General features: G+C 42.9%; 30 protein-coding genes and 4 tRNA genes. 20 read left to right on the top strand and 14 right to left on the bottom strand.

The annotated features are described in order from the left end of the window. Nucleotides 1–35 precede the first annotated feature (35 nt). The 5 genes from rnpA (at nucleotide 36) to WC080_03190 (ending at nucleotide 2,767) form a co-directional block, all read left to right on the top strand. On the top strand, nucleotides 36–377 hold the full coding sequence (rnpA, locus tag WC080_03210; GenBank protein MFA7244265.1) for a ribonuclease P protein component: 342 nt from the start codon (nucleotides 36–38) through the stop codon (nucleotides 375–377). Next, nucleotides 374–607: a membrane protein insertion efficiency factor YidD gene (gene yidD / locus WC080_03205; protein ID MFA7244264.1), complete on the top strand. Its 234-nt coding sequence runs from the start codon at nucleotides 374–376 to the stop codon at nucleotides 605–607. The genes rnpA and yidD overlap by 4 nt, the downstream gene beginning before the upstream one ends. A gap of 138 nt (nucleotides 608–745) precedes the next feature. Further along, nucleotides 746–1,630 carry a YidC/Oxa1 family membrane protein insertase gene (locus WC080_03200; protein ID MFA7244263.1) on the top strand — a complete coding sequence of 295 codons (885 nt, stop codon included), beginning with the start codon at nucleotides 746–748 and terminating at the stop codon, nucleotides 1,628–1,630. A gap of 74 nt (nucleotides 1,631–1,704) precedes the next feature. After that, nucleotides 1,705–2,172, top strand: coding sequence for a R3H domain-containing nucleic acid-binding protein (locus WC080_03195; GenBank protein MFA7244262.1), 468 nt, complete (start codon nucleotides 1,705–1,707; stop codon nucleotides 2,170–2,172). Between the two features lie 166 nt (nucleotides 2,173–2,338). Further along, nucleotides 2,339–2,767 (top strand): DUF192 domain-containing protein, encoded by a 429-nt coding sequence (locus tag WC080_03190; protein MFA7244261.1) that lies wholly within the window; start codon nucleotides 2,339–2,341, stop codon nucleotides 2,765–2,767. Between the two features lie 52 nt (nucleotides 2,768–2,819). Here WC080_03190 and WC080_03185 read toward each other — a convergent pair whose 3' ends face one another. Next, nucleotides 2,820–3,578: a helix-turn-helix domain-containing protein gene (locus WC080_03185; GenBank protein ID MFA7244260.1), complete on the bottom strand. Its 759-nt coding sequence runs from the start codon at nucleotides 3,576–3,578 to the stop codon at nucleotides 2,820–2,822. A 150-nt stretch (nucleotides 3,579–3,728) separates the two neighbouring features. Here WC080_03185 and WC080_03180 point away from each other — a divergent pair, with 150 nt between their 5' ends. Together WC080_03180 and WC080_03175 are read left to right on the top strand one after the other, a co-directional pair. Continuing rightward, nucleotides 3,729–4,373 carry a hypothetical protein gene (locus WC080_03180; protein MFA7244259.1) on the top strand — a complete coding sequence of 215 codons (645 nt, stop codon included), beginning with the start codon at nucleotides 3,729–3,731 and terminating at the stop codon, nucleotides 4,371–4,373. After that, the gene (locus WC080_03175) at nucleotides 4,370–5,089 is read left to right on the top strand and encodes a class I SAM-dependent methyltransferase (GenBank protein MFA7244258.1); all 720 of its coding nucleotides are present in this window, start codon (nucleotides 4,370–4,372) and stop codon (nucleotides 5,087–5,089) included. Before WC080_03180 ends, WC080_03175 begins: the two co-directional genes overlap by 4 nt. 243 nt (nucleotides 5,090–5,332) lie before the next feature. Here WC080_03175 and WC080_03170 read toward each other — a convergent pair. Beyond that, nucleotides 5,333–5,422 (bottom strand) — tRNA-Ser (locus WC080_03170). 126 nt (nucleotides 5,423–5,548) lie between these two features. Here WC080_03170 and WC080_03165 point away from each other — a divergent pair. After that, entirely contained in the window at nucleotides 5,549–7,192 is a 1,644-nt protein-coding gene (locus WC080_03165) for a GspE/PulE family protein (protein MFA7244257.1), read from the top strand. Nucleotides 7,193–7,202: 10 nt separating this feature from the next. Here WC080_03165 and WC080_03160 read toward each other — a convergent pair whose 3' ends face one another. From WC080_03160 to WC080_03130, 7 genes are all read right to left on the bottom strand, one after another. Beyond that, a complete protein-coding gene (locus tag WC080_03160) occupies nucleotides 7,203–7,520 on the bottom strand; it encodes a pilin (GenBank protein ID MFA7244256.1) in 318 nt (105 codons plus the stop codon). An 83-nt stretch (nucleotides 7,521–7,603) separates the two neighbouring features. Beyond that, on the bottom strand, nucleotides 7,604–7,915 hold the full coding sequence (locus tag WC080_03155; protein ID MFA7244255.1) for a hypothetical protein: 312 nt from the start codon (nucleotides 7,913–7,915) through the stop codon (nucleotides 7,604–7,606). Then, nucleotides 7,912–10,110 (bottom strand): pilin, encoded by a 2,199-nt coding sequence (locus WC080_03150; protein ID MFA7244254.1) that lies wholly within the window; start codon nucleotides 10,108–10,110, stop codon nucleotides 7,912–7,914. The genes WC080_03155 and WC080_03150 overlap by 4 nt, the downstream gene beginning before the upstream one ends. 9 nt (nucleotides 10,111–10,119) lie before the next feature. Beyond that, entirely contained in the window at nucleotides 10,120–10,479 is a 360-nt protein-coding gene (locus tag WC080_03145; protein ID MFA7244253.1) for a hypothetical protein, read from the bottom strand. Further along, nucleotides 10,473–11,852 (bottom strand): extracellular solute-binding protein, encoded by a 1,380-nt coding sequence (locus WC080_03140; protein MFA7244252.1) that lies wholly within the window; start codon nucleotides 11,850–11,852, stop codon nucleotides 10,473–10,475. The genes WC080_03145 and WC080_03140 overlap by 7 nt, the downstream gene beginning before the upstream one ends. 81 nt (nucleotides 11,853–11,933) lie before the next feature. After that, nucleotides 11,934–12,809 (bottom strand): UTP--glucose-1-phosphate uridylyltransferase GalU, encoded by an 876-nt coding sequence (galU, locus tag WC080_03135; protein MFA7244251.1) that lies wholly within the window; start codon nucleotides 12,807–12,809, stop codon nucleotides 11,934–11,936. A 139-nt stretch (nucleotides 12,810–12,948) separates the two neighbouring features. After that, nucleotides 12,949–13,317, bottom strand: a complete 369-nt coding sequence (locus tag WC080_03130; GenBank protein ID MFA7244250.1) for an Hsp20/alpha crystallin family protein — start codon at nucleotides 13,315–13,317, stop codon at nucleotides 12,949–12,951. Nucleotides 13,318–13,645: 328 nt separating this feature from the next. Between WC080_03130 and WC080_03125 the strand changes: the two genes are divergently transcribed. The 3 genes from WC080_03125 (at nucleotide 13,646) to WC080_03115 (ending at nucleotide 14,966) form a co-directional block, all read left to right on the top strand. After that, entirely contained in the window at nucleotides 13,646–14,143 is a 498-nt protein-coding gene (locus WC080_03125) for a ComF family protein (GenBank protein ID MFA7244249.1), read from the top strand. Nucleotides 14,144–14,218: 75 nt separating this feature from the next. Beyond that, nucleotides 14,219–14,294 (top strand) — tRNA-Arg (locus WC080_03120). Between the two features lie 42 nt (nucleotides 14,295–14,336). Then, complete coding sequence (locus tag WC080_03115; protein MFA7244248.1) at nucleotides 14,337–14,966, top strand: NUDIX domain-containing protein; 630 nt, start codon at nucleotides 14,337–14,339, stop codon at nucleotides 14,964–14,966. A 60-nt stretch (nucleotides 14,967–15,026) separates the two neighbouring features. On the opposite strand, the gene WC080_03110 is transcribed toward WC080_03115, so the two are convergent. From WC080_03110 to WC080_03095, 4 genes are all read right to left on the bottom strand, one after another. Beyond that, a complete protein-coding gene (locus tag WC080_03110) occupies nucleotides 15,027–15,533 on the bottom strand; it encodes a hypothetical protein (GenBank protein MFA7244247.1) in 507 nt (168 codons plus the stop codon). 89 nt (nucleotides 15,534–15,622) lie between these two features. Further along, nucleotides 15,623–16,198, bottom strand: a complete 576-nt coding sequence (locus WC080_03105; protein ID MFA7244246.1) for a gamma-glutamyl-gamma-aminobutyrate hydrolase family protein — start codon at nucleotides 16,196–16,198, stop codon at nucleotides 15,623–15,625. Further along, on the bottom strand, nucleotides 16,195–16,620 hold the full coding sequence (locus WC080_03100; GenBank protein ID MFA7244245.1) for a GNAT family N-acetyltransferase: 426 nt from the start codon (nucleotides 16,618–16,620) through the stop codon (nucleotides 16,195–16,197). The genes WC080_03105 and WC080_03100 overlap by 4 nt, the downstream gene beginning before the upstream one ends. Next, on the bottom strand, nucleotides 16,620–16,850 hold the full coding sequence (locus tag WC080_03095) for a DUF1653 domain-containing protein (GenBank protein ID MFA7244244.1): 231 nt from the start codon (nucleotides 16,848–16,850) through the stop codon (nucleotides 16,620–16,622). The genes WC080_03100 and WC080_03095 overlap by 1 nt, the downstream gene beginning before the upstream one ends. 124 nt (nucleotides 16,851–16,974) lie before the next feature. Here WC080_03095 and WC080_03090 point away from each other — a divergent pair. The 8 genes from WC080_03090 (at nucleotide 16,975) to WC080_03055 (ending at nucleotide 21,708) form a co-directional block, all read left to right on the top strand. Further along, a tRNA-Ser gene (locus WC080_03090) sits at nucleotides 16,975–17,067 on the top strand. Between the two features lies 1 nt (nucleotide 17,068). After that, a tRNA-Ser gene (locus tag WC080_03085) sits at nucleotides 17,069–17,159 on the top strand. Nucleotides 17,160–17,283: 124 nt separating this feature from the next. Continuing rightward, a complete protein-coding gene (locus WC080_03080; protein MFA7244243.1) occupies nucleotides 17,284–17,628 on the top strand; it encodes a YqfO family protein in 345 nt (114 codons plus the stop codon). A gap of 1 nt (nucleotide 17,629) precedes the next feature. Then, a complete protein-coding gene (locus tag WC080_03075) occupies nucleotides 17,630–18,901 on the top strand; it encodes a pitrilysin family protein (GenBank protein MFA7244242.1) in 1,272 nt (423 codons plus the stop codon). Nucleotides 18,902–18,909: 8 nt separating this feature from the next. Continuing rightward, nucleotides 18,910–19,521: a nucleoside-diphosphate kinase gene (locus tag WC080_03070; protein ID MFA7244241.1), complete on the top strand. Its 612-nt coding sequence runs from the start codon at nucleotides 18,910–18,912 to the stop codon at nucleotides 19,519–19,521. An 84-nt stretch (nucleotides 19,522–19,605) separates the two neighbouring features. Continuing rightward, nucleotides 19,606–19,998 carry a GxxExxY protein gene (locus WC080_03065; GenBank protein ID MFA7244240.1) on the top strand — a complete coding sequence of 131 codons (393 nt, stop codon included), beginning with the start codon at nucleotides 19,606–19,608 and terminating at the stop codon, nucleotides 19,996–19,998. 47 nt (nucleotides 19,999–20,045) lie between these two features. After that, nucleotides 20,046–21,143, top strand: coding sequence for an MraY family glycosyltransferase (locus tag WC080_03060; GenBank protein MFA7244239.1), 1,098 nt, complete (start codon nucleotides 20,046–20,048; stop codon nucleotides 21,141–21,143). A gap of 61 nt (nucleotides 21,144–21,204) precedes the next feature. Beyond that, nucleotides 21,205–21,708 (top strand): PH domain-containing protein, encoded by a 504-nt coding sequence (locus tag WC080_03055; protein MFA7244238.1) that lies wholly within the window; start codon nucleotides 21,205–21,207, stop codon nucleotides 21,706–21,708. Here the strand turns inward: WC080_03055 and WC080_03050 are convergent. Continuing rightward, nucleotides 21,701–25,282, bottom strand: a complete 3,582-nt coding sequence (locus WC080_03050; protein ID MFA7244237.1) for a DNA polymerase III subunit alpha — start codon at nucleotides 25,280–25,282, stop codon at nucleotides 21,701–21,703. The two genes, WC080_03055 and WC080_03050, sit on opposite strands and share 8 nt — an antisense overlap. Nucleotides 25,283–25,321: 39 nt before the next feature. On the opposite strand from WC080_03050, the gene WC080_03045 reads away from it, so the two are divergent. Further along, complete coding sequence (locus WC080_03045) at nucleotides 25,322–26,605, top strand: DNA methyltransferase (GenBank protein MFA7244236.1); 1,284 nt, start codon at nucleotides 25,322–25,324, stop codon at nucleotides 26,603–26,605. Nucleotides 26,606–26,612 lie beyond the last annotated feature (7 nt).

Raw genomic sequence — 26,612 nt, 5'->3', positions numbered from 1 at the left:
TCGTATTAAGCTCATATTTGTGCTAAAATCGGCTCATGCTTCCAAAACAAAACAGACTTCGAACCAATAAAGATTTTCAGAAGATTTTTAAATCATCCAAACCGATTTATACAGAAAACCTCGTTTTTCGTGTTGCAAAGGGGCGGGACAAATCCCGGTTTGGATTTGTTGTTTCAAACAAGATTGATAAAAGGGCAAGCCGCCGCAATGCCCTTCGAAGACGCCTGAGAGCCATTGTGCAAGAAACTTGGCCACAGATAAACCAAGGCTTTGATGTAGCGATTATGGTTAAACAAGACTTTCCCCTGCCATATAATTACGGAAAAATTAAACTACAGATAATAGAGGGCTTAAAAAGAGCAAATGTAATTAAATGAAAAAGATTGTTATAAAAATTATTGAATTATATCAGCGGACATTGTCTCCTGACACCGGTTGGTTTTCGGCAAGATTTTCAGGCGGATATTGCAAATATACTCCGCATTGTTCGGAATATGGCCGCCAAGCGGTGATGAAATACGGGGCCGGAAAGGGCCTTGCACTTGCGTTTTGGCGCGTTTTAAGATGTAATCCATGGAGTGGTGGCGGAATTGACGAAGTCAAATAGCCCGCATTGTTAAATTGTTTTATTTTTGGAGCACTTACAAAAGCTTCCGCGATCAATAAATTACTTGATAAAATATACAAATGACAAACTTGAAAAATAACAATTTAACCATTTAGCAATGTAACAATAAGGAACTTAATGAGTTTTATTAAAGAAATTTTTAGAGCAGTGCTCTATATTCCGTTTTATAATCTTCTAATCTTTTTCGCATGGGCAACGGGCGGTTCTGTGGGTTGGTCTATTGTCATTTTAACGATCATTATCCGTTTGATTCTGTTGCCAAGCTCCCTTAAGGCGGCAAAAGCGAGTGTAAAGCTGCAAGCGGTTCAGCCAAAGATGAATGAAATCAGGACGAAACACAAAGATGATCCGAAAAAAATGAATGAGGAAATGATGAGGCTCTACAAAGAAGAGGGGACGTCCCCTTGGGGCTCGTGTTTGCCTCTCTTAATTCAGCTTCCAATCATCATTATTCTATATCAAGTATTCCAAATCGGCCTTGATACTTCTCGGTATGACCTTTTGTACTCCTTTACGCCGCGCCCAGAAGCCTTGCACACGGTATTTTTAGGGTTTAATCTGGCACTGCACGATTTGTGGATTCTGCCGATTATTGCCGGTGCCACGCAGATGTTACTTTCGTGGATGACTCTTCCAAAGGCTTCTCCTACACAAAAGAATGATCCGATGGCAATGATGAACAAACAGATGATATTTCTTTTTCCCCTAATCACCATTTTCATCGCCCGGTCTGTTCCCGCGGCTTTGGTGATTTACTGGATTATCACTACAATTTTTAGCATCGGCCAGCAGTATTACGTGAATACAAACATCCGGAACGAAAAACTAAAAACTAAAAACGAAAATTCGGCTGAATTAAGTCCTGTACAGATTGATGAACCCAAAGAAAATAAAGCCGAAAAACCAGCAAAAAAAGACTTAATGACAAAGGTAATGCAGGGCCGGCTTGATAAACAGGACAAGAAAAAAGGCGTGTCGATTACCATACGCGAAAAGAAATAGCCGGCACGGGCATTGATTCAATTGGGTGGGTGCGGTATTATTCTTTTGCAGCAGACTTAAATCGAAGGACAAGAATGGAAGAATTGATCCTAAAAATTAAAGACAACTCAAAAAATCTCCTAGACCTAATGGGCTTTGATGCTGATCCCATTGTTACATTTAAAGACAATATAGTTTTTATGAACTTCAACCTAGAATCGCCGGCTCTGCTAATTGGCAAAGGGGGGGAGGGCTTGGAGTCTTTTCAGCATATTCTGCGCTCAATAATGGGAAAGGAAATCGCTCAGCACAACAAATCTCTGGTTATTGACATAGACGGATATCGCGACAAAAGGATTGAAGGCACCAAAAAACATGCACGGGAAAAAGCATTTCAAGTGCTTGCCACGGGAATATCCGAAGAGCTAAGCCCAATGTCTTCATACGAAAGAAGGATTGTGCACATGGTTGTTTCCAATATTGCCGATGTAGAATCAGAATCAATCGGTACCGGCCAAGACAGAAGAATTGTAATTAAACCGAAAAAATCAAACAAGCAGTAGGAACTACAAGATTAAACACACGAATTAGACATGGAAAATCACAATTTGAGCATTGTGATTTTTTGATTTACAATTTGTTTGTAATTTATCATTGTAATTTGGAGCGTAGCGACCTTTGTCTCGCCCAACACATACAAAAACCTCAGGAATTTTATGGATCGTAATTATGTTATCGATCGTTGCTTTTGTTCTTTTGAAAATCAGGACTCCTAAAAATATTGCCGAAACCGAATTAAACAAACGTGATATCGTGATCTCGGGGCATGAGCTTAGTGTTTATGAGGCAAGGACTCAAATTGAACGCGAAATGGGATTGTCCGCATTCGATCATATAAAAGACAATGAGGGGATGCTGTTTTATTTTGACAATTATGGCAAACCCTCATTCTGGATGAAGGGGATGAAATTTCCAATCGATATTGTCTGGATGAAGGACTGGATTGTAAAAGGCATCGTTGAAAATGTTCCGGTTGAGCCAGAAGATAAGCTTACGAATTATGTTCCGGATTCGGATATAAATGAGGTTCTGGAACTTAAGGCGGGTATAGTTTCTCAAAATAATATAAAAATTGGAGACGCGCTCCAACTTAAATAGCTCAAAAATCAAAATTGCAAGTCAAAAATTATTAACTGAAATATCCGTTGGGCTACAAATATTTTTCCGCTCCATCCCATGCTAGTTCAAAAATTGATCTCATTGTTTTAGTAAATTCTTTTGATTCAATTACAAGCGCAGCCATCTCTTTGTATGAAATTACCGCGACCCAATCGTCGAGGATGGCTATTTCGTTGGTGAACAGGAATTTATCGTGTGGAACCAGACGTGTTTCCCGCAGTTCTTCAGCGTCTCTCCCCTTGCGCGCTTGTGATTCCGGTGTATCTTCAGCGATGGTGCGAGCGAAAATCCTTCTGGAGGCTCGTTTCCTGATATAGTCCAAACCCCATTCCACATACTCTTTGCCGTTGTACCAGGCGGTTTTCTCGGCTGTTCTGTAGGGTGAAAAGCCCAGCATCTGTATTTTTGGTTTCTCAATTGTTTTTAAAAAAACCGTTTTTATTCCGTTGATTCCGGTGTAAAGGCGGACATGAGGTTTCTCCGAGGAGATATTCGAAAAGGCCTCAAATTCCTGCAGGTGTTCTAATATCAACTTTTCTCTTCTTTTTGCAATTGATAGCAGCTCTTTTGGCTCGATGGCGACAAAAAAATCTTTTTTGCCTCGCTCAATCTCGACGATAAGGCCTTTGCCGCACAGCGATTCTATAACGTAGTAGGTGCCAGTACGCTCGATTTGAGCTTTTTCGGCAATTTGAGCAACACTCGCCTCTCCCAACTCCAAATTTGCCAGATAGACGCTGGCCTGGCGTTTGGAAAGCCCGAATTCCTCTAAAATTGCCTGTAAGTTCATAACTTATTTGTGAAAAACTTTGACAACATTTTAATAAAACAATCTCGATTAAAGGATATCACTAACAAAATCCCTGTGCAAATTATTGACATCCTGCCAAGACGGAGGGATAATTTTTTGTTTCGAAGAATCCAAAGGAGGCGAGACATTATGGACACGATGATAGTCGAGTTGTCTTTCGAGGATTTGGACGAAATCCTCGAAGACGAGAACCTGTCGTTCCCGCCCTATCTGCGCGCCAGCCGTGAGCTGATCGAGCAGCGGCTGCGCCTTGGACACATCATGCTTGGGGCCAGACTGGACGGGGAGCTGGTTGGGAAAATCTGCTTTTCCTACTCCCGGTTTTATCCGAGTGATCCCAAAGCATTTTCCAGAAACTTTGGGGAGTTCTCGACGATGCCGATGGAGACCAGCCATGATTGTGCCTTCGTCTACAACCTCAACGTGCAGGATAAGTATCGCAATGCCCGCACAGCAGTATTACTGGCGCAAGCTATGCTTGGTCGAATTAAGTCGGATGGTTGCATCCTTGGAATAGCTGACGGGAGGCCGGCCTCCTACAATGGAAGCCCAAGAGAAGGGATTAGACAAAGGCCCGCGTTCAAGGAGGCGATAGATCGACATCTCGCGGGAGGGCCCTTTCCTACTGATCGCGAACTTTGCCTCGACCCGCTCTTGGCCTTCTACTACCGGCTTGGGGGTAAGTTTCTCTGGATAGCTCCGGATTTTATTCCGGAGGACGCAGCAACAGGAGGCCTGCGAGTGATCATGATGAAGGAGGTTGAAGGCACGTGACTCTGTCACAGCAGTGGGTAATCTTGTCCGAGCTGATGTATGGCTCGGAGTTCATCAAAGAACTAGCGGATTTACTGCGGGAACTCGGCGTCAGAACAATCATCGAGTGTGGATGCGGCGGTGGGCATGTGCTGCACGGTTTAGCAGAGCGCGGCTTTACAGGGGTCGGGATCGATGCGGACGAAGAGATGATCGACATCGCCACTGCTCGCCACAGCCATCCGGCGATTGAGTTTCGCAAACTGGATTGGCGGAAGGCTCGCGAGCTGGCCAGGACTTTCGACGCTGTGATATGCAGAGGTAACAGCTTAACAAACGTGGGGGGCTGGGGGAAGGGCGATATCTTCGATCCTGGTCGGTGTCGCATGGAGATCGGAAGAAGCCTAAAAGAAATGCTCGCTGCCTTAAAAAGCGGCGGACTTCTCTACCTCGACACGATCTCACAGCACGAGATTGATCAGGGTGGTGGTCACCTGAACCTTTCCTTCCTCGGCTACAGCATGGCGGTTGACATCACCCACGATTGGTTTCGGCGAACGCGGGTGATAGAGGGGAAGGGTATCGTTCGCGGGCAGCAGTTCCAGAACCGCTCACTTTCGTATTTGCTTGCGCCAAACGAAATGGAAGGGCTTGTTCGGGGGCTAGGGGTGAAGAGAGTCTTGAGACCAAACCTTGCGGCAGAGCCCAACTACGACATAATCTGCGCGGTGAAATAGGAGGTGAGGAACTAAAAAGTCGGCGTGAAGTTTGCGCCGGCTTTTTCAGTTGGAGATATAAACTCGTCAAATGGCGGTGAGGGTGGGATTTCGAGCGCTTCGCCTCTCGGTTCCTCGAGACAAGCTTCTAAAAACCCTCGGTTTTTAGTTTTTTCCGAAGCGGGAAACTCCCGTTTCCCGACCCCTTCCCGTTCAAATTCTGTTCTTCATCCCGCATAGCCCGATAAATCGGGCAACGTGGGATGGCGGTGAGGGTGGGATTTGAACCCACGATACCCTTGCGGGCATACCGGTTTTCGAGACCGGCCTATTCAACCACTCTAGCACCTCACCGTAAGGTCTTCAGACTCAAACATTATCATCTTTGCCCGAAATTGTCCATTGGTATTATTTGTCCGGGTGTTCTATAATTGAACTAAATTTGCATATTTTTGACTTTTGTTTTTGACCGGAGGGAACTTGCCTGATCTTAATAAGACAATTTTTTACCTCAACCGCGAGCAGGAGGAGAGACATACCCAAGAATTGGCAAAAAAGCTGAATTTGCCATATATAAATCTCTCAAATTATCCGATTGCGCCGGAGATTTTAAATTTGATTTCAAAGGAAATCGCCTTGAGGTTTCAAATTATTCCTTACTTAAAGATCGGGTCTACGGTAAAAATTGGCACAGCCAACCCTTCGGATGATGCCATGGCATCTTATCTAGCCGAGCTTGAGAGAACATCGAAATTGAAATTTGTGAAATCATTAATTTCGAAAGCAAGCCTGTTTTACGGCATTCTGGCTTATGAAAACAAAGAAAAAGAGGAAAAAAAGAAAGCCGAAGAAACGAAAGAATCCGGGCAAAACTTTACGGAAGAGATTAAAGATTTAGAATCAGCTGCCAGTGTCGCCAGAAGCGTATCAACTACCCATCTCCTCGAGGTAATTATGACCGGAGCAGCAAAAACAAATGCATCAGATATCCACCTTGAGCCGACAGAAAAAGAATTCATTATTCGATACAGAATTGACGGGGTTTTGCAAAACGTCGTGTCTCTTCCGATGTCCCAGTATAAGTCACTTTTATCCAGAATAAAATTTTTATCGAAACTAAAAATGGATAATGCCATCGAACCGCAGGACGGCAGGTTTTCTTTCAAGTTTGGAGAGGAGCCAATCGATTTAAGAGTGTCTACCTTACCTTCAGCTGACGGAGAGAGCGTTGTAATCCGATTGCTCCGCCAAACTGGGTCAATCTTGAGCCTAAAGAACTTGGGCATAAGGCCCGATGCGCTATCTGTAATCGAGGCAGCAATTTCGAAGCCGCATGGGATGATTCTAACTTCTGGACCGACCGGTTCAGGTAAATCCTCTACGCTTTATGCAATTTTACATGAGCTCAATAAGTCAAATGTAAAAATAATCACTCTTGAGGATCCTGTCGAGTATCACATTCCCGGTGTGGAGCAGAGCCAGGTTGAAAAAGAGGAGGGATATACCTTCGCCTTGGGTCTTAGAGCCTCTCTGCGCCAAGATCCTGACATTTTAATGGTAGGGGAGGTAAGAGACACCGAAACGGCGGAAATTGCGATACAGGCTGCCATGACGGGCCATTTGCTGCTCTCTACTATTCACGCCAACTCTGCACCCGGAGTTTTTGTCCGATTGCTTGATATTGGCGTAAAACCATTCCTCTTGTCAGGATCAATAAACTTGGTTATGGCTCAGCGGCTCGTGCGCAGAATATGCCCGGCTTGTGCCGAGGAATATACTCCCAGCCCTGAAGTCTGGAAAGAAATTCAAGACTCTTTGTTGCCTATTCAAAAATTATTGGATCCTGCATCCCAAAATTTGTTATCAAGTGCCGCTCCCAAGCTAAAACGCGGAAAAGGATGTGGAAAATGTAGAAATGTCGGGTTTTCTGGCCGGCAAGTAATTATTGAAGTGCTTGTTCCAAACGAGTCAATCGATAAACTATTATTCGAAAAAGCCGGACTCTCGGAATTTACAAAAGCCGCCCTGTCTTCAGGCATGATTACCATGGAACAGGACGGACTTTCAAAAGTTTTATCGGGCGTTACGACTGCAGAAGAAGTCTGGCGCGTAACGAAAGATTAACCAATTGATCTTATTTTGTAGCTTGCCCAGCAAGACCCATTGCTGCTCTGACGATGAAGAATGCGGCAACGATGATCACAATACCGATCACAGCATTGATAATGCCTTGCTGACCCTTTTTGGCTGAATCCGGATTACCTGCCGCAGTAATGTAGAGAATGCCAGAATAGATTAGATAAATAACCGCTAATGCACCAGCTACCATCAAGACAATGTTAATAACGTTATTAACAATATCTTGCCAGTTTCCCGAAGTGGTGGCTGTTGGGTTTAGCAAACCAGTCCACTGGTTTTTGCTAACCGCGTACGCCTTTTCTACTAAATTCATTCGCCCTCCGTCTTATTATTTAAGTCCACTAAGAACAATTTTAAGCACATATTTTTTGCTTGTCAAATAACATTATTGATGCGCTAACCCAAAAGCAGATCAAGGTTGTCAACAATAATCTTTGCCAAGAATGCTACGCCTGTTCCGATAACTGCCCACAAAAGAGTCTTTTTGGCAGTTTCTGCCTTGGATTCTTCGCCGAAAGAGCTTGCATATATAAAGGCGGAAACAAAAATCATAATAACACCGAGGATTATGGCGATATCCATGGCAATAGAAATAATTTTTTCAAGAAAGCCAAGAACAGTGCCAAGATCAGCCTCTGTGCCACCAGATTTCTCCGGCAGCTTAAGGTCATCCGCAGCCATAGCGATAGAAATAATTTTATGCATCATTTTAGTATTTGGTGAATTAAGTCAATAACCACATATTCAATAAAAAATCCTAATATTGCTAAAACGATTCCATAAACAGCATAGATAACAGTTTTTTTGCCCTTTTCAGCTTTGGCCGGATCTCCCCCTGATGAGATGTATTGTATTCCGCCGATTATTATTGCCAACACGCAAATCGCACTGAGGGCAGACAAAATTATATTTACAACCCTGGTGGCTGCCCCTGTTAAGTCTGTAATTGAAGACCCTCTGGCATTTGATGATGCTTTTTTCCCGAGCTTGAGGAGGTCGGTAAACTTAGTATCTAAACCACCTCCATCATTGAGTTTCGAATCGGTTATGCTCACGGTGACGGCAACTTTGCTGCCGGGAACATATGAAGCCATACCGCCCGAATCATCCGAATTGGCACTATGTGCCTTGGCCATCAAGGAAAATGTGCCGACATTTGTACCCGAAATATCCCAATCGCCCTGAAGAGTAGCCTCTCCGTTTTCATCATATGCAAGTTCTTTCCAGGTTGGCTTGTCGGCTGGGCGAATGTCGCTCATTATAAATGCAGCGATTGTTTGCTCGATATTTCCTGTGCCGACGCAGTTGCTTGAATCCCCTGCTATTGTTGCAGATGCTGTTCCTCCGCATGTCCAGACAACAATCTTTTTCATTTTTTTAGGATTGTTTGTATCTGCGAGCTGAATCGTGTAATGAACTGGCTGCCTGTCAGCTTTAGTGAATGTGTTTTGTGGGACAGAAATCGAGATATGCCCATTTGTGATATTGCCCGAACCAACCTTCGGTGCTTCGGTAAATGAAGAATCGCCGATCGTATCGAAAGTCATAACGACTCTCTCTTTTTCCGAATCATCTTGATTGTATGTGATGGCGGTGACGGTGTATGACTGCGGATAATTTTTTTCGTAAGACATTATTCCATTAGCTTTGATCTCACTATCGTCATATGTTTTTACTGAACCATCGGCGAGAATAGAGGTGGCATAAGGATTTGTGGCAATCGCAGACCAAGTAAAGGGAAATGACGTTGCGGCCGGATCGGTAGATTGTAAATAAGTGAAAACAGCATCCCCATTTTTGACAGTTGGCTTAATATACACCTGGGTTTTGTATCCTCTCTCGGGTTTGGTAAATTTGGTAGGATCAATGGTGACACTGAAACCGCCGTCTGTTTTTGCCGAGCCATCGGTGCCAATAATGATTTTTTGCGGGCCGGAAATTTTCAAGGCTGTTCCGTTCACATCTGTTTTTGACGATGCCACATCAGCATAGTTTGCATATGCCTTTCGATGATTCTCAAGCGCTAATTTTTTGTCCGACAAATCCACATGAAAGGTTTCTTGCCAGGGGATAATTACAGATCCCAAAGTGAAATCAATTGCGTCCATCCATAGCGATTCAGCTTTTGCATCCGGATACGCTGGTGCCAGTTTCACAATGAGCTGTTTCGAAGTTGTTCCACTGGAGGTTTTCTTGTCTTGTGGTGCCGAATAGGTGACATAAGACCCGGTTGAGGTCAATTTATCTGCGTCAAGTGCATCGAAAAAAGCCTCTGATCGAATGATAATCTGCCCGTCGCCCTGAGATATTTGCGAGAGATCTACTCCGTCCCATTTCTGGAGCGCAGTCGAAGCAAAACTGGCTTCGGCATTGTTAATAATGGTGAGAGAAGATGAGTCACTTGCTGTGGTCGCGCGGCCCTTTATTTCTTCAAGAAATATCCAGGATGGGCTTATCGGATCAATGACCGAAGGCTTGATCCACTCTTGGTTGTAGGTCAAAATGTAACAATATTCATCAAGGGAAAGTATGTTTTCGCATGTAGCGCTGTCTTTGGATTTTGTAATGCCATAGCTGGTGGTGGAGTTTGTATAATCAGCTCCAGTAATTTCTTCATTTGTGACCGAAACCAAGACCATCTTGGCGGAGGTACCGGAAGATGACTTAACAACTTTGTAGTTAGGGGTAGCGGAAATAGTTTTTTTAGCGTCTGAGGAATCCTTTCCGGATGAGACTCCCGTGCTGCTTGTTCCAGAAGTGGCAGCGGAATTGACACCTGTTGTTGTGTCCGCGCCCACCTGGTTATTTTGCACAGCAAAAACCATGGCGGAGGTAGCGGTTGCAAAAACAGCAAAAACTATGAGGTATCGAGAAATGGATTTTATGAATTTATAACTTTTCATTTTAACTAACTAAAACGCAAAGCTTTTTAGCCCCAAAACATTAAGAATTAAATAAATGAGAAGCAGCATGGCGAAGCCGGACAGGCTGCCGATAATTATGTCCTTTGCTTCATTGGTAGCACTAGAATTGCCTTGCGAGGTGATATATTTGATTGCGGCATAGAGTATCATTAGGGTAGTTAAAACCGCTCCAAGTTTCATGGCAAAGCCAAAAATTGATTTCATCCAGTCCATATAACTGGAGAAAGTTGTTTTGCCATTTATTGCAACTCCGGTGGTAAATGCGCTGGCAAACCCGGGCAGCACAGAGATCAATGTGGTGGCGGCGAAAATTAAAGCAGTTTTTTTTGTTTTTTTGATTTTTACCATGTGGTTTTTCTTAATATTTGCGTAACCTGTGATGCTGCTGTGTCGAGAGCGGCTTTTGTATCTTGTCCGCTTGACGAAACATTGTTGATCATTGTTGTAAAAATGCTATCGATATTTAGTGGGTACCTCCCCTTGTTCCATGTAACAGCGGTTTGGGCCTGAAAGCTGCCGACGTCAGAGTTTCCCGCCCGGTCTTTCAGGACTTTGATCATAGCATTGTCTTTTTGTGAAGTCGTAATTTTTAGTGCACTAGAAAAATCGGTAGCATGTTCGGTAGAAACAGCAGAAACAACTTCCCATGCCTCTTGTGGAAACTTTGTTAATCCTGGTACCACCAAGGCGTTAAATCGCGCAAAATCCACAATCTTTTCATCTGCCCCGCCAATTTGAGGAAGGGCCGACTGTGAATATTCAACATTTGGGTAATTTTGATCCATGTAATTCGCAAAAGATTCATACGCAAATACCATCGCAGTTTTGCCGGTTGCAAATGCCTCGATGTCTTTCGGCATGCTTCCATTCCAGGAATAGTTGGCAGAACCCGGTTTGGAAAAACTTGCAAGGAAGTCTAGAGCTCTTTTTCCCGGTATGTCTGATCCTCCCGAAGAAGGCAAGTTAAACGTAGCGGTTTGCAAGTCGTTAGATGTCATGGCTGTGCCATTTTGGAGCATCATCGCATACAGAGGGTCTTCGGAGATCGTGACGTTCTGGCTTGTACCCAGGGCAACACCGCTTCTTACAATTTGGTCGCCATTTTTCTTGGTAACAAGATTTGCAAAGTCGGCAAATTCGGTCCAGGTCTGCGGAGTTGAGTTTAGGAGAGTATTTACCTTATCGGCTTGTTCGGCATTAGTCGCGGCATCGGATTGATTAAATTCGGAAAGAACTTGGGCGGTAACTGATTTGTTTATATACAGCATTAAGGTGTTAACAACCGGCGAAAGCCCATAAAGCTTCCCGTCAAAATCAAGAGATTGTTTGATGGCTGGGACGAATTTATTATCCAGGTCAATGTCTTTCAACATATCATCTGGCATGGGTGCCAGCTTGTCTTTGTGTCGATAAACCCAATCTGCTGGCATGGCCCAAACATCTGGCCCTTGGCCAGACATAATTGAATTCAAAGAATCATTCTCATAGTTGGCGTCGAGAGTTTTTTTGACGTAGTTTATTTCGTATCCGTTTAGGCTTCCTTGGGATAGTTCGTCTATTGTTGGCTTCCAAGTATCCTCATCTTCAAAGCCCCATATGGTTATAACTTTTGATTCTGTTGTGCCCGTAGATCTTATGGAGCACCCTGATGTAAGAATGGCTAAAAGCAAAATCGAGAGAACTAGACTGATTTTTTTCAAAAACCCAGCTTTAATTTCCATATCCCCTCACCTTTTATAAACAAGGACATCTATCAATGTATCTGATAACATGATACAACATTTTGTACAAAACAACCACTTTTACAATTTCGAGGCAGTTTCTTTTATAAATTCCCCAAATTCCTCCTGGAGATCCGGGCGCTTCAAGGCAAGCTCGACATTGGTCTTTAGATATTCTGTAATATTCCCGCAGTCATAATATTTGCCGCCCTTAATTTCGCAGGCATAGATCGGACCCTTCTTTTTAAGTTCATTTATTCCATCTACTAACCAAATTTCACCGCCTTTTCCAGGTTTCTGACTCTTTAAAGCATCAAAAATATCTGGAGTTAGGATGTAGGCTCCATGCGTGGCTAAATTTGACGGCGCTTTGTCCGGATCAGGCTTTTCGACTATCTCGTTAATTTCGAAGATATTGTCTCTTACCAGCGTTACATCGCCAATGCCATAACGGGACAGATCTTCCTTTTTTTCGACTCGAACAGCTGAAATAACTGGCCTCTTAAACTCGTCAAATACTTCTATCGACTGTTTCAATCGCGGAGGATTACCAGCAATAAACTCATCGCCCCAAAGAACTGCAAAAGGCTCATTTCCTATGATGTGCTCTGCGTTAAGAACAGGCGTACCATTACCGTAAGCCCCTTTCTGGCGCACGTAAATAAAATTCGCCATCCTGGCAATTTTTTGGATTTGTTCTAATTGATCTATCTTTCCCGCTTTTTGTAGTTGTCCTTCAAGTTCCAGGCTGTGGTCGAAGTGGTCCTCGATTGCTCTCTTGGTACTACCGGTGACGATAATGATATCTTCTATTCCTGACTCAACAGCCTCTTCGATCACATACTGAATGGTTGGTTTGTCGACAATCGGCAGCATTTCTTTTGGGATAGATTTGGTTGCCGGCAAAAATCTTGTTCCGTAACCTGCTGCCGGAATAACGGCTTTGCGAATTTTCATAAAAACTCCTTTTAGTCATTAGGGGGTAGTCCGTAGTCAGTAGGGAAAACCATCACACCTTAATTAAAACACAAATTACCGCCAAGCTCCAAGCGGTAATTAATTAGCAAACCAAGGACTACAAACTACTAATTGTGAACTATTCCTCAACTTTTATTATTTTTGTTTTAACTTTTTCGTCTTTTGGAATCACAATTTTAAGAAGGCCGTCTTTAAGTATTGCCTTTGCTTTTTCGGAAGCGACCGCAATAGGCATAACATAAGATCGGGAAAATGGCCCCCAATAGCACTCTTTTGTAAAATGTTTTTCGTCTCCGGTATCGTGACCGGGGCTTCGTTCGCCGCGTATGGTAACAACCTCATCTGTGATGGAAATGTCAACATCAGAAGCCTTGACACCGGCTATTGGCGCCAAAATATATACGGCTTGGTCGTCATGATAGACATCTATTGCTAGTTGTCCTTCACTTTCGCCATCCGCCCAGTCATTTTTGTCCTCCTCTGTCATTTCCCTCCTTTGAGCGGCAAATCCTCAGGATATCCAGAATAATTGCGATATTCAATTATAATATACAATGTAATTGTAAATCAGTAAAAAAAACTAGTCAACAGCAAAACATTAATTATATATGTATGGGTTTAACCAGACAATATCTAAATACGATCATTGACATATTTTATCCGAAAAAATGTATTTCTTGTGGCAAATATGGCAATCATTTGTGTTTTGGTTGTGCCAGTAAAATCGAAAAAATCGCCACATCGACTTGTCCGGAATGCGGTAAAATCATCAAATTTGGCTCGTATTGTCTCAACTGCAAAAAAACCTGGGTTTTATGATAAATGGCATTATGTCGGCTGCGACTTATGACGCGGGACCGACAAAGGAAATTATTCATCACTTAAAATATTCAGGATTTGTCGACCTTGCCGGCATACTCGGAGAATTGTTGGTAGAGCGATTATTGCTCGAAGCTATACCCGATAATTGTGTAATTGTATCAGTTCCACTCTCGCTGAAACGGAAGGCAGAAAGGGGATTCAACCAGTCAGAATTGATCGGAAAATACGTTTCAAATAAGCTTGGAATTCCCGGCTGTGATGCGCTATCAAGAATAAAAGATCAAAAACCCCAAGCTACCCTTAAGCGAAACGAAAGGCTTTCTAATCTTACAGGGGTTTTTCGCGTTGAAGACGATGAATTTGTGCACGGAAAAAACGTTTTATTGATTGATGATGTTGCGACTACCGGAACAACCTTAAACGAATGTGCGAAAGTTCTAAAGGCCGCCGGGGCGAAGAAAGTGTACGGCGTTGTAGTGGCGCACGGATAAAATAGTTTCAAGTGAAAAGTGCAAAGTGGAAAGTCTAGAAATAATCTTAAAATAATGCTAATATAATGCGTGTTTGCGCCCGTAGCTCAGTGGATAGAGCGTCTGGTTGCGGTCCAGAAGGTCGCAGGTTCAATTCCTGCCGGGCGTACCATAACTCAAAATCAGAGGCCGAAGTTAATATTATGGAATCAATATGGCTGAGAAATTAGATATATATGATCTCGAAGGCAACCTACTTAGGGTTGAAGACCGGAAGAAATACTTTATTGAAAGCAAAGAAGAGTTTGAAAAGACGGGAAAAGTCTCTAGTAGGGTTAAATCTATCAGACTACTTCTTCTGAACACGGACGGCAGGATTTATTTGCAAAAGAGAAGCCGAATAAAACCTGAAAACCCTGGGCTATACGACAAGACAGTAGGGGGGCATCTTAGCTCCGGGGGACACTGGGAGATCACGGTCGTTCGTGAATGTGCCGAGGAACTTGGGATTCCAGTCGCAGTAATTAGCGACGAGGATTTTTCAAAAGCTGTGAAATCCACAAATCTTGAAGTTATTGGACTCGTTAAAAAATTGCTCGGGCCGGCAGATTTGGATTCAGAGAGAACTTCAATTGATGGTAAAAAATTCATTCAGCCGTATATTACTTGTTATTACATCGGCTATTATAATGGTGTGTTGAAATTTGTCGACGGAGAATCGTGTGGAATAGAAGTTTTCTCAATGGACGAACTTTTGCACGAGATCGATAAAAATCCAGATTCTTTCACTCCTGATCTTAAATTTATGATTGAAAGATTTAAGGACGAATTAAAGCCTCTTTAGAAAACCAAACAAAAAAGCACTCTCCTGTGCATTTTTTTATACTTTCCACTTTTAACTTCTTTAGAATCGCGTCCATCTCTGGATGATATCGGCAATATCCTCGCCTTTTTTCTCGTTTTCAGGTAAAAATTTTGCCAAAAAAAGCTGAATCTGTGCTGGATCTTCTTCGGCAATAGGCACATTGATGTGCGGCCTTAGAAACCCGGTTTGCTCGAGCCGAAAAACCGGATGGTCTCCGGAAATAATCCAAAAAGATTTTAAGGAATCATAAGGATAGACTTTATTATTTACAACAATACCTTCCCTAAATAGCTGGACAGATACACTTTTCGGCTTGGTCTTGGCTTGTGCAATGAGGGCAATAGCCGCTGCCGCTACAACTCCGATGGCAGTCCAGTTCTTAAGCCACCAAAACACGGCTGCAATTGCAATCGCAACCACGATCACCAATAGATACCAAGAAGAATTTTTGGAATATTCCGCAAATTCATTTGCTTTCCACTGAAAAAGCGGCTTCTCGTTGGACAAGTCAATCTTGGGAGCTGTGGTTTTTGGGTCGTTTGCCAAAATCCCTCCGAGAAATAATAGCTACTTCCATTATAAAACTTTTGAAGATTCTGTCAAAAAAGTAATAAAAATTTGATGAAAAATAGAAATTACGAGCGTTTTTCAATTTCACGAAAAAGATTGATCAATATTTGGCCGCTGGTGTTGCCCGGGGTTATTACTTCAGGGTGAAACTGAAAGCCATAAATTGGCCGATTATTGTGTTTTAATGCCTCGATATTGTATTTTGATCTCGCTAATTCGATAAGCTCTTTCGGCAGACGCATGATGTAATATTTGTGTGACACAAACGCGTCGAACTTCGTAAGTTCACCGAAGATAGGATCGGTTTTAGAGACATTGACCTCGATGATTCCTTTGAGCCGTTCGGTGCGGTAGTGAAGCTTGGCGCCGAAAGTGTAGGCTATGAGTTGAAATCCGTGACAGATTCCCAGAAGCGGCTTCTGCATGTCTTTGATCATCGCAATTTGCGGGGCCAAATCTTCCTTATGGTTCGGAATCGCCAGAAGATGGCCACCGGTGATTATCGAGAGATCGTATCGGTCTGCGATTGCGGAGCTGGCCTCGGTGTATTTGATCGTATCCGAAGTATGCCCGCAACCTTCGATAAGATCACGGAGCTCTTTCAAATGCTTGGTATTGTTGTCGATTAAGAGGACTTTCATTCGTCTTCACCATCAAGCTTTTTATACATGCATCTATAAAGACCGCCCTTGATAAATCCGCGTTTTTCATAAAAATTTTGAAGATCTTCATTCGAGGAATCAACATAAATTGCGACTTCTTCAACACCTTCCTCTTGCAGCATGTTGGTAGCAGTCTCAATCAAAAGCGTTCCTGCCCCTTTTTTGCGATATTGTTTTCTCACTGCTAACCGATACAGAAAACAAGCCCAAGGATTACGATTTACATAAATGCAGCCGATGATTTCCTTATTTTCTACGGCTAAGAGAATGCCCTTGGCTTCTAATTGAATCTTTTTTGCGAGATGTTGTTTGCTATCCCAAACCTCGTCGAACATATCTGCTTCCGAAAGAATTGATTTGACAGATTCATAATCTTCATTTTTATAAAATCTTGTTTGCATTACCCCCCAATGTATTCAAATCGCGGGATAGTTTTGCCGTCTTTCTCAACGGTTTCTAGAAACATCGCTTTCGGGCGGACCCACATCGTATTGGCGTCTTTGCCCTTCACCGGATCGGGGTGGTTGTAAACAACCATCTCCTCGATCGTTTCGCTGTGGAGTGCAATGCCGATGACATCGACAATCATGCCTTTGAAATGTCTATATTTGCCTAATTTAACTTCGCTCATATAGCCTCCTTTATCTCGAGCGTAGTCGAGAGAATTACAATAATTGCATTATACTCCAGATATGAATTTTGCGCACAAAACGGTTGCTCCGAGAGTATTTTTCTGTTAGAATCGTCAAGTAAATGGAAGGTTGCCCGAGAGGCTTAAGGGAACGGTTTGCTAAACCGTCGGTGGTCTAAAAGCCGCCACGTGGGTTCGAATCCCACACCTTCCGCCATGGAGAGATCGCATAGTTGGTCTAGTGCGCCTGTCTTGAAAACAGGTAGGGCTGCAAGGCTCTCGTGGGTTCGAATCCCACTCTCTCCGCCATTCCACGTCGCCCGATTCGTCGGGCTATGCGGTTGGACTTTTTGATGGGATTCAAACGGGAAGGAGTCGGGAAATGCCCCGTAGGGACTTTTCGGGCGGAGCTTTCCGTAAGAGGAGATAGGTCATGAATCAATTTGTTAAAATCTATGTTTTCGTGCCAAAAAATCACATTGAACAATTACGACTTGCTCTCGGCAAAGCCGGTATTGGCAAAATGGGCAATTATGATTATTGTTCATTCATATCAGAGGGCAAAGGATATTTTCGGCCCCTCAAAGGCGCAGATCCGGCGATTGGTGAAGTTGGAAAAATTGAGGAAGCCGAAGAGGTGAAACTGGAATTCATCTGTCCTAAATCTGACATTGAAAAAGCGCTAGAAGTCATTAAGGAAAATCATCCTTACGAAGAAATTGCATTGGATATTATTGCTCTATCAGATCTGCCAAGCATAAATAATTCGAAGAAATAAATTGTTCAAGAAATACACGCTCAAAAATGGAGTTCGGCTGATTATTGCCCCACGGGAAGAAACAAATGCGGTGGCGGTGATGGTTGGCGTTGCTGTCGGCAGCCGGTATGAACCGGAGAATTTGTCGGGAGTTTCCCATTTTATTGAGCACATGAGCTTCAAGGGATCGAAAAAACGCCCCACTCCTTCTAAGGTGAACGACTTTATCAACGATATCGGCGGCATTTATAACGCTTATACCGATAAGGAGCTTACGGCTTATCATGTCAAAATATCTTCCGATCACTTGGTTGAGGTCCTTGATTACCTCTCAGATAATTTGATCAATCCGATAAATTCCAAAGAAGAGTTTAACCGCGAAAAAAACGTTGTGATCGAAGATATCAAGATGCACAAAGATAGACCAATGGAAGAAGTGATTGAACTTTTCGAAGAAAATATTTTTACAGAAAAATCACTTGGACGAAGAATTGCAGGCACCGTTGAATCTGTGCGAAAAATCAAACACGAAGAGCTATTGGAATTTGAGCAGGATCATTACATTGCCGAGAATATTGTGGTCGTCATATGCGGTAACCTTGGCAATCTTACAGAAGAAAAAGTTGTCTGTGAGGCTGAAAAGTATTTTACAGCGAAAAGTGGCAAAAAATCTGAAATTATTACATCGGGTACACTTGATGTTGCAAGAGAGGTTTCCGGGCAAAGAAAAACAGAGCAAACGAATTTAATAATCGGTTTTGCCGGTCCTGGACTCAGGGATTTGGAAGATAGATATGCGTTTAAAATCTTGGCGGAAATATTGGGCGGATCATCCAGCTCCAGAATGTTTGTTGAAGTAAGAGAAAAACTAGGTCTGGCATATGCAGCTGAGACTGAGCACATCGCATACTCCGATGCTGGGTCGCTGGTTACCCTTGCCAATGTTGCGCATGAAAATATCGAGAAAGCATCCAGGGCGATAATCAATGAATACCGGAAAATTGTCAAAGATGGCCCAAAAGACGAGGAAATAAAGCGCGCTAAAGAACTTATGAAAAGTGCGATATCGATCGGAATGGAAGATTCGGAAAATTTGGCAGAATCGCTGATGCGGATGGAAATAATCCATGAAAAGCTCATGGCGCCCGAGGAAGTCATTGCCAAATTTGAAGAAGTAACGGCCAAAGACGTAATACGGGTGGCGAAAAAATACATCAACTTTGATAAAATGTTGGTGTCTGTTGTCGGGCCTTTTCTTGACGACAAGAAGCTTAAGAAAATTTTAAATGGATAGGAGAACTTATGGCGGAAAAGAAATTAAAGATTGCGATTCAAAGATCGCTCGTACTAGTCAAGCCGGACGGGGTACAGAGGGGATTGGTTGGCGAAGTAATTAAACGGCTTGAGAATCGCGGGCTGAAAATCGTTGCTCTTAAAATGGTCAAGCCATCACTTGAACACATCGATAATCATTACCCAAAGGACGAAGCCTGGATAGAAAGGCTCGGGCACAAAGGTTTTACGGTCTTTGAGGAATATGGCATCGATCCAAAAGAAATGATGGGCACCGATTCAAAGAAAGAAGCCGGAAAAATGGTTCGAAAATGGTTGGTTGATTATCTCCTTGATGCTCCTGTTGTTGCAATGATTGTCGAGGGTGTGCACGCTATTGATATGGTGCGCAAAATTGCTGGTAATACCCTTCCGTCCAAGGCTGAAATTGGCACTGTGAGGGGAGATTTTTCAGTAGACTCACCTGCGGCTGCAAACCTAGAAGGTCGGGCAATTAAGAACATCATGCATGCTTCGGAAACGCCAGAAGAGGCCGAGCATGAGATTACCCATTGGTTTTCTGATGAAGATATTCATGATGAATATAAGCGGTCAGATCATAGCGTGATGTTCAACGAGTAGACGGTCACAGAAGCACAACCCACAGAAGAACACGGAAGGGACGGTCACAGAAAAACGGTCCACAGAAAAACACAGAAGGGGGAAATGAATATAAATCGATTTGATAATGACGAATATCCTGAGATAGAACTGACCAGAAATATTATTGGATGTGCTTTCGAGGTGTATAAGGCGCTAGGATATGGGCTGTCTGAAAAAACCTATCAGAATGCGTTATCAGAGTCACTTGCAAAAAAACAACTTGAATTTCAGCGTGAGAAATACGGATTTGTTACATTCAACGGTAAAAAAGTCGGTAAATATTATTTAGATTTCCTTGTGGCAGGGAAAATAGCTGTTGAGCTTAAAGTCAGAAATGAAATTTATGAAACTGACGTTAGACAACTCCTTAGCTATTTGTCGTCGGAAAAAATTCAAGTCGGATTATTAATAGTTTTTACCAAGAATGGCGCCAAGGTTAAGCGTTTAATAAAATAAGTTTCTGTGTCATTCTGTGTAACATTTCTGTGGGGTAATTTCAAAATATGACTTATTTTCTTGGATTTTTTATCAGCCTGGTTCTATCGATTTTTGCGACTGGAATTGTGAGATCCCTAGGTTTCCGCAAAAAAATATTTGCCGAAATTAGGGAACGCGATGTGCACAAAAAACCAATTCCCAGGATCGGGGGAATTGCGATTTTCTTGTCATTTTTGATCACATTGACCATTTTTCTTCTGGTATTTAAAACCAACTTTGGCTTTGCCGGTTCGGCAGTTTTTGGTTTGGACTCGAAATTTATTGGAATTATATTGGGCAGTACGCTTGTTGTAATATCGATGTTTTTTGATGATCTTTTCGGGCTAAAAGCATGGCAGAAATCAATCTTTCAAATTTTAGCAGCAATTGTTGCGATATCTGGCGGAATCGGAATTGATACTTTAACCAATCCGTTTGGTGGTGAAATTAATTTGAATTCGATTTATGTTCCCCTTTTCTCCGTTTCTGGAACGATGGTACATTTTTCTCTCTGGTCCGATCTTCTAACATTGGTCTGGCTTGTCGGAATGATGAACGTAATCAATTTCGTGGACGGAATCGACGGATTGGCTTCCGGAATTTCAACTATTGCCGCCTTTACCATTTTTCTTCTTTCAATCTCGCTGGCTGTAAATCAGCCATCGACTGCGCTAATTGCAATAATATTGGCAGGGTCAACTGCAGGGTTCCTGTTTTGGAATTTTCCGCCGGCAAAAATATTTATGGGGGATGCAGGAAGTATGTTTTTGGGTTATATACTGGGAGTGCTTCCACTTATTTCTGGCGGTAAATTGGCTACAGCGTTCCTTGTATTGGGTTTTCCGATAGTAGATGGCCTCTTTGTGGCCGGCGGAAGAATTTTACGTGGCAAAAACCCTTTTACGACTCCGGATAAAACGCATCTTCATCATAGATTTTTGGCCGCTGGCTTTTCTGTTCGCGAGGCTGTCCTGTCGCTTTACGTTATTGCGATTGCTTTTGCCTGGGTCGCTCTGCGTTCGACAACCATGAACAAAATCATTGCTTCAATAATTTTGATATTATTGTTAATAGGGATAATCGTTTTGCTTCGCATGAGAGCGAAGCAAATGACAGAATCTTAATATCTAATGACTAAAAACCAAATTTTAAAAGTTAAATTTAGAAATCGGAGTGAAACGACCCATGTCTCTTGAGTTCACATTCAAAGGCCAGCGCGCAGATGAAACGGTCGAGGAAGTGGTCAAAAATCATCCTTTTGTATTGTTCTGGCCGGGTATCAAGGCTGTTATACTGCTTGCTATTCCAGTCGGTGTCTTCTTCTTTACTGGTGCGAGCACATATTTTACCCTAGCGACGTTAATTTTTGTGCTTTCTGCTTTTGCTGTATTTGCAAGGCCGTATTATGAATATGCCGCGAGTGTTCTCATTCTCACAAACCAAAGAGTAATGTATTTGGCGCAAAGAGGATTTTTTGGCCGCAAAATTATCGAAACCGAGCTTAGAAATATCGTTGACATTTCATCTGATACTTCCGGGGCAATCCGCATGTCACTCGGTTTTGGTGATTTGATAATACGCACAGCCGGAGCCGGAATTGGTACGGAAATTATTGTCAAAAACATCTCCGATCCATTCGAAATCCAGCAAGAAGTGACAAAAAGGATTGAAAAACAACTTATTAGGTGATGGCAATATTTTCCTTGCCGACGATCTCTTTTAATTTTTTGTTAAGGACGGGATTTATCGCTACCTTGGTTTTTGTTTTGATCTCTTTGTATCCGCTGCCATTATTCGGTACATTCAGGATCACGTCAGATTCACCCGGGTCGGACTCCAATATTTCTTTTATTTCTTTCAAAATCGAGCGGTCGGAGCCTTTGGGTAGCGTTATTTTTATCGATTTGCGCTTGATAATATACTCTTCAGCTTGTTTTTTGGGGGCGGGCACTGAACCGTTATTGGAGTATCCGTTGGTAGAGGCATAGCTATTTCCATTACCATTCCCATTTCCTTTTTTCCGCCAATCTCCATTTTTCTTTTTGCCTCTTGGTTTGAAAGGATCGATGTCGGCTTGTTCGTGGATCTCCTGTATCTGCTCACACAGGATTTTTGGTGATCCGTCTTTGTAGTTTACATATCCGTCTACCGCCACGATTTTATCGGCAACCCAGAGGTCAGTTGTTTCTGCTAAGATTTTCGGGAATGCGATTACTTCAGCATTGCTGGTGAGATCTTCGATTTTGGCAAAAACCATTTTTTGATTAGCACGGGTGAGGATCGAATGGATGTTTGTAATAATGCCGGAAATTCGGACAAATTCACCTTCGTGTTCAGATGTAACTTCGGAAATCTTGAGTGTTCGGTGGGGTTCGATCATGTGCGAAATGCCAGAAAGCGGATGTTCAGACACGTACATGCCGAGAAGTTCCCGCTCCCATGCCAGCCGTTGTTTTTTTTCTGCCGGCTTTGTTTCCTCAAATTGAATAGAGGGGATACTGACTTCTTCGCTTGTAAATAATGAATTTTGGCCAGAATTCTGATTCTTCTGAATATTCGATGCGAAAGCCAACATTTTTTCCATGTTGTAGAGAAAGAGAGCCCGCTCTCCAAGATCGTCTAGTGCGCCCGCCATCACAAGCGATTCCAGTGATTTTTTATTAATTACTTTGGGACCCAACCGCGTCAAAAAATCCTCAATATCTTTGAATTTTCCACCTTCCTTGCGATTTTCAACTATTTCTTCTGCAACTGCTGCACCAACATTCTTGATGGCGGAAAGGCCGAAACGGACATTGCCGCTGTCTTTCACAACGCCAAAATCAACGAAGGATTCGTTTACCGATGGAGGCAAAACCTGTATGCCCATTCGTTTACATTCCTCGATCTCCATTGCTAATTTGTCAAGATCATCTCGGTTTGAGGTCATTAAGGCTGACATATATTCTGGCGGATAATTCGATTTCAAATATGCTGTCTGGTAGGCGACGAGGCCGTAGCTTGCAGCATGCGCTTTATTAAAGCCGTAACCGGCAAACGTTTCAATCTGCGCCCAGAGCTCATCAACGATATTTTTCTCCATGCCGCGTTCGATGATTTGTTTATAGAACTTATCTTTCTGGGCTGCCATATCTTTGGCAATTTTTTTACCGATAGCTTTTCGAAATTTATCGACTTCCTCCCAGTTGTAGCCGGCAAGCTCGAGGGCAATCATAAGAACATCATCCTGATAAACGATCAGGCCAAGTGATTTATCCAGGAATTGTTTCATTCTAGGATCAAGATAACTTATTCTTGCCGGATTGTGCTTGCGGGCTATGTATTCTGGAATAAAAGCCATCGGCCCGGGGCGGTAGAGTGCCACCATTGCCATGATGTCATGGATTGTCGAAGGACGAAGCTCTTTGATATTCTTGCGCATGCCTTCGGATTCAAGCTGAAAAACGCCAATGGTTTCTCCGCGAGATAGAAGCTGAAAAGTTTTTTTGTCGTCGAGCGGAATTTCCTCAAGATTGATCTCGGTATTTCGTGTTTTTCGAATAATGCGGAGGGCATTTTGAATGATTGAAAGGTTAGCAAGCCCAAGAAAATCCATCTTGATCAAGCCAACGCCATCTTCTCCTACAGTGTGCATTTCGTATTGGGTGATGAGCCGTTCGCCCTTTGCGTCCATCATGATCGGAGTAAAGTTTGTGATTGCCTCAGGTGCGATAACCACACCGGCAGCATGGACGGAAGCATGGCGGACGACGCCCTCGAGTTTGCGAGCAATATCGATACACTGCTTGACCTTAGCATCAGAATTATATAGTGCTTTCAAATCCTCGACTGAATCAAGAGCTTTTTCAAGCGTTGTTTTGAGGGGAGGAATTAATTTTGCAATAATATCGACTTCTGAATATGTCATGCCGAGTACCCGCCCGACATCACGGACTGCCATTCTGGCTGCCATTGTTCCGAAGGTGATAATCTGTGCCACGTGATCTTTTCCATATTTTTTGGACACATACTGAATGATCGAATCGCGGCCGGAATCGGCAATATCAGCGTCGATATCGGGCGCAGATGGGCGATACGGATTTAAAAATCGTTCAAATGGCAGATTGTATTCCATCGGGTTCAGCTGCTTAGCAGTGATTCCGAGAGCATAGGAGATGAAACAACCTGCGGCTGAACCCCTGGTATTGGTCGGAATGCCGTTTTCTTTTGCAAAGTGGAAAAAATCCTGCACAATCAAAAAATATCCTAAGTAACCTTTTTTCTTAATCACATCAAACTCATAGTCGATACGATCCGTCATTTCTTTCGTAACTTCGCCTACCATGCGGGGCAGGCGTTCGTCGATCAACTTGCGCAGATACGTCTCATAGGTTTCACCCTCCGGGAGTGGAAATTCGGGGAATTTAAATTTGCCAAGCTCGATCTCGACATTGCATTTTTCGACAATCTCAAGCGTGTTTTGAAGAACTTCCGGATGGTCGGGAAAATTCGCCGCCATCTGCTCGGTGGTTAGAAGTGAATAATCATCTCCAGCCATGGACATTCTGTTTTCATCAGACAAAACTTTTCCTGTTTGAAGGCAGATCAATGCATCATGGGCTATATTGTCATCCGAATTTACATAGTGAGGGTCATTTGTTGCAATAACTTTCAACCCGAATTCCTGAGCAAGCTTGAACATATTTTTATTTGCTGAGTCTTGCTCGGGAACAGTGTGCGGGTGTTTCTGAACCTCGAGATACAGATCTTCCTTAGGGAATATTTCCAAATATTCTTTTAGGGCTTTGCGGCCTTCGTTTAGGCTCTCAAGCGATTTTCTTGGAATTTCACCTTGGACACAGGCGCTACAAGCGATCAAACCATCCGCATGCTTTTTGAGCGTTTTTTTGTCAATTCTTGGCTTATAATAATATCCATCAAGATGAGCAATAGATGTTAATTTCAAAAGATTTTTATATCCGGTTTCATTTTTTGCCAAGAGTATAAGGTGATAGGCTGAAGAATCGACTCGCGGCTGCTTGTCATGCATCGTACGCGGTGCCATATAGGCCTCAACGCCCAATATTGGCTTGATTTCCTGCTTCAAGCACTCTTCATAGAATTCGATTATGCCGTGCATAACACCATGGTCGGTAAGGGCGATAGCAGGTTGGCCGTCGTTTTTTGCTTTTGCCACCAGATCGGGGATTTTACCCATCCCATCGAGCATAGAATAGTGGCTATGGACATGCAGATGTACGAATTTTGGTTTGTCCTCGCTCATTGAGTTTTTTTCCTATTCGTGATAGATTTAGATGAATTTATGGACACAGATCACAACAAAAATACATTCGCCTTCGTACTCGGTAGAGAATCCGAGCTAGCCCTCCTTGAAGTAAAGGCGGTTTTAGGACGCTTTGGTTTTGGTTTTTGCATTTCAAGTGTATCCGACAATATCGCTATCATCAAGTTTGAAGAAGCTGGTAGCTTGCAGATGACAGCTGACAGCTTGATAAGCAGCCTGGGCGGAACGACAAAGATATTTGAACTGTACAAAAAGGCAAGTCCTGATCTTAAAAAAGAGATCATTGATATGGTGATCGCTGAAAAAAGTGAAAATGGTTCGAAAATTGACTTTGGAATCTCAAATTTTTCAAAACGAACTTTGAATATCAACAAGCTTGGAATTGAAGTTAAGACTGCCCTTAAGCCTCAAATTAAGTCTCGATTCGTAGCGATTAAGGAGGGGCAGGAGCTCTCAACAATTGTTTCACAAACCAACAAGCTAGATGGCAAGGGAGTCGAAGTAGGTGTCTTTGACGAGTATTTGGGTCGATTGATTGCAATATCGAATCCGTTCGAGTGGTCGAAGCGTGATTATGGCAAGCCAGCCGGAGATAAATATTCCGGAATGTTGCCGCCGAAGCTAGCTCGAATGATGGTGAATCTAAGTATTGGCGAATCAAATGATAAATCTATTGTCGTCGATCCATTCTGCGGATCGGGCAATATTCCCATAGAAGCTCTCATGCTTGGGCACGATATTATTGCTTCGGATATTTCGGAAAAAGCTGTGATGGATACGAAACTAAACATAGAATGGGTCATTGCGAGGAATGAAATGACGAAGCAATCTATTAAAAAGATTGCCGCGCCCTCCGGGCTCGCAATGACAGGCAAAACATTTTCAATCTTTCAAGCTGACGCAACCAAGCATGATTTTCTTGCCCCGCTTTCGACTTTGGACTTGGAACTTTCGACTCGCGATGTAATCATCGTCGCCGAGCCGTATCTCGGTGAACCAAAAAAATTTAAGCCCTCGAAAAATGCTGTTCTTGGCGAATTTAAGAAGCTAGAAGGAATATATCTGGGTTTTCTTAAAAACTTGGCTAGTTTACTGCGAGCTAGCAGCTGTCAGCTGTCAGCTGTTTGCCTCGTCTTTCCCCTCGTCGAATCATCAGATGGCGGACAGATCAGCCTTTTCGCTGCGAGTGTTGACGAGATCGAAAAAATGGGTTATACTCTACTTCGTCCGCCTTTAGTTTACGGGCGGGATTATCAGGTTGTAAAAAGAGAAATTCTCTTTTTACAAGCACCTAAATCCTAATTTCAAA

It is taken from the genome of Patescibacteria group bacterium, assembly GCA_041674405.1.
Taxonomy (GTDB): domain Bacteria; phylum Patescibacteriota; class UBA1384; order XYA2-FULL-43-10; family XYA2-FULL-43-10; genus JBAYVT01.
This window is presented reverse-complemented; position numbering and strand designations above follow the sequence as displayed.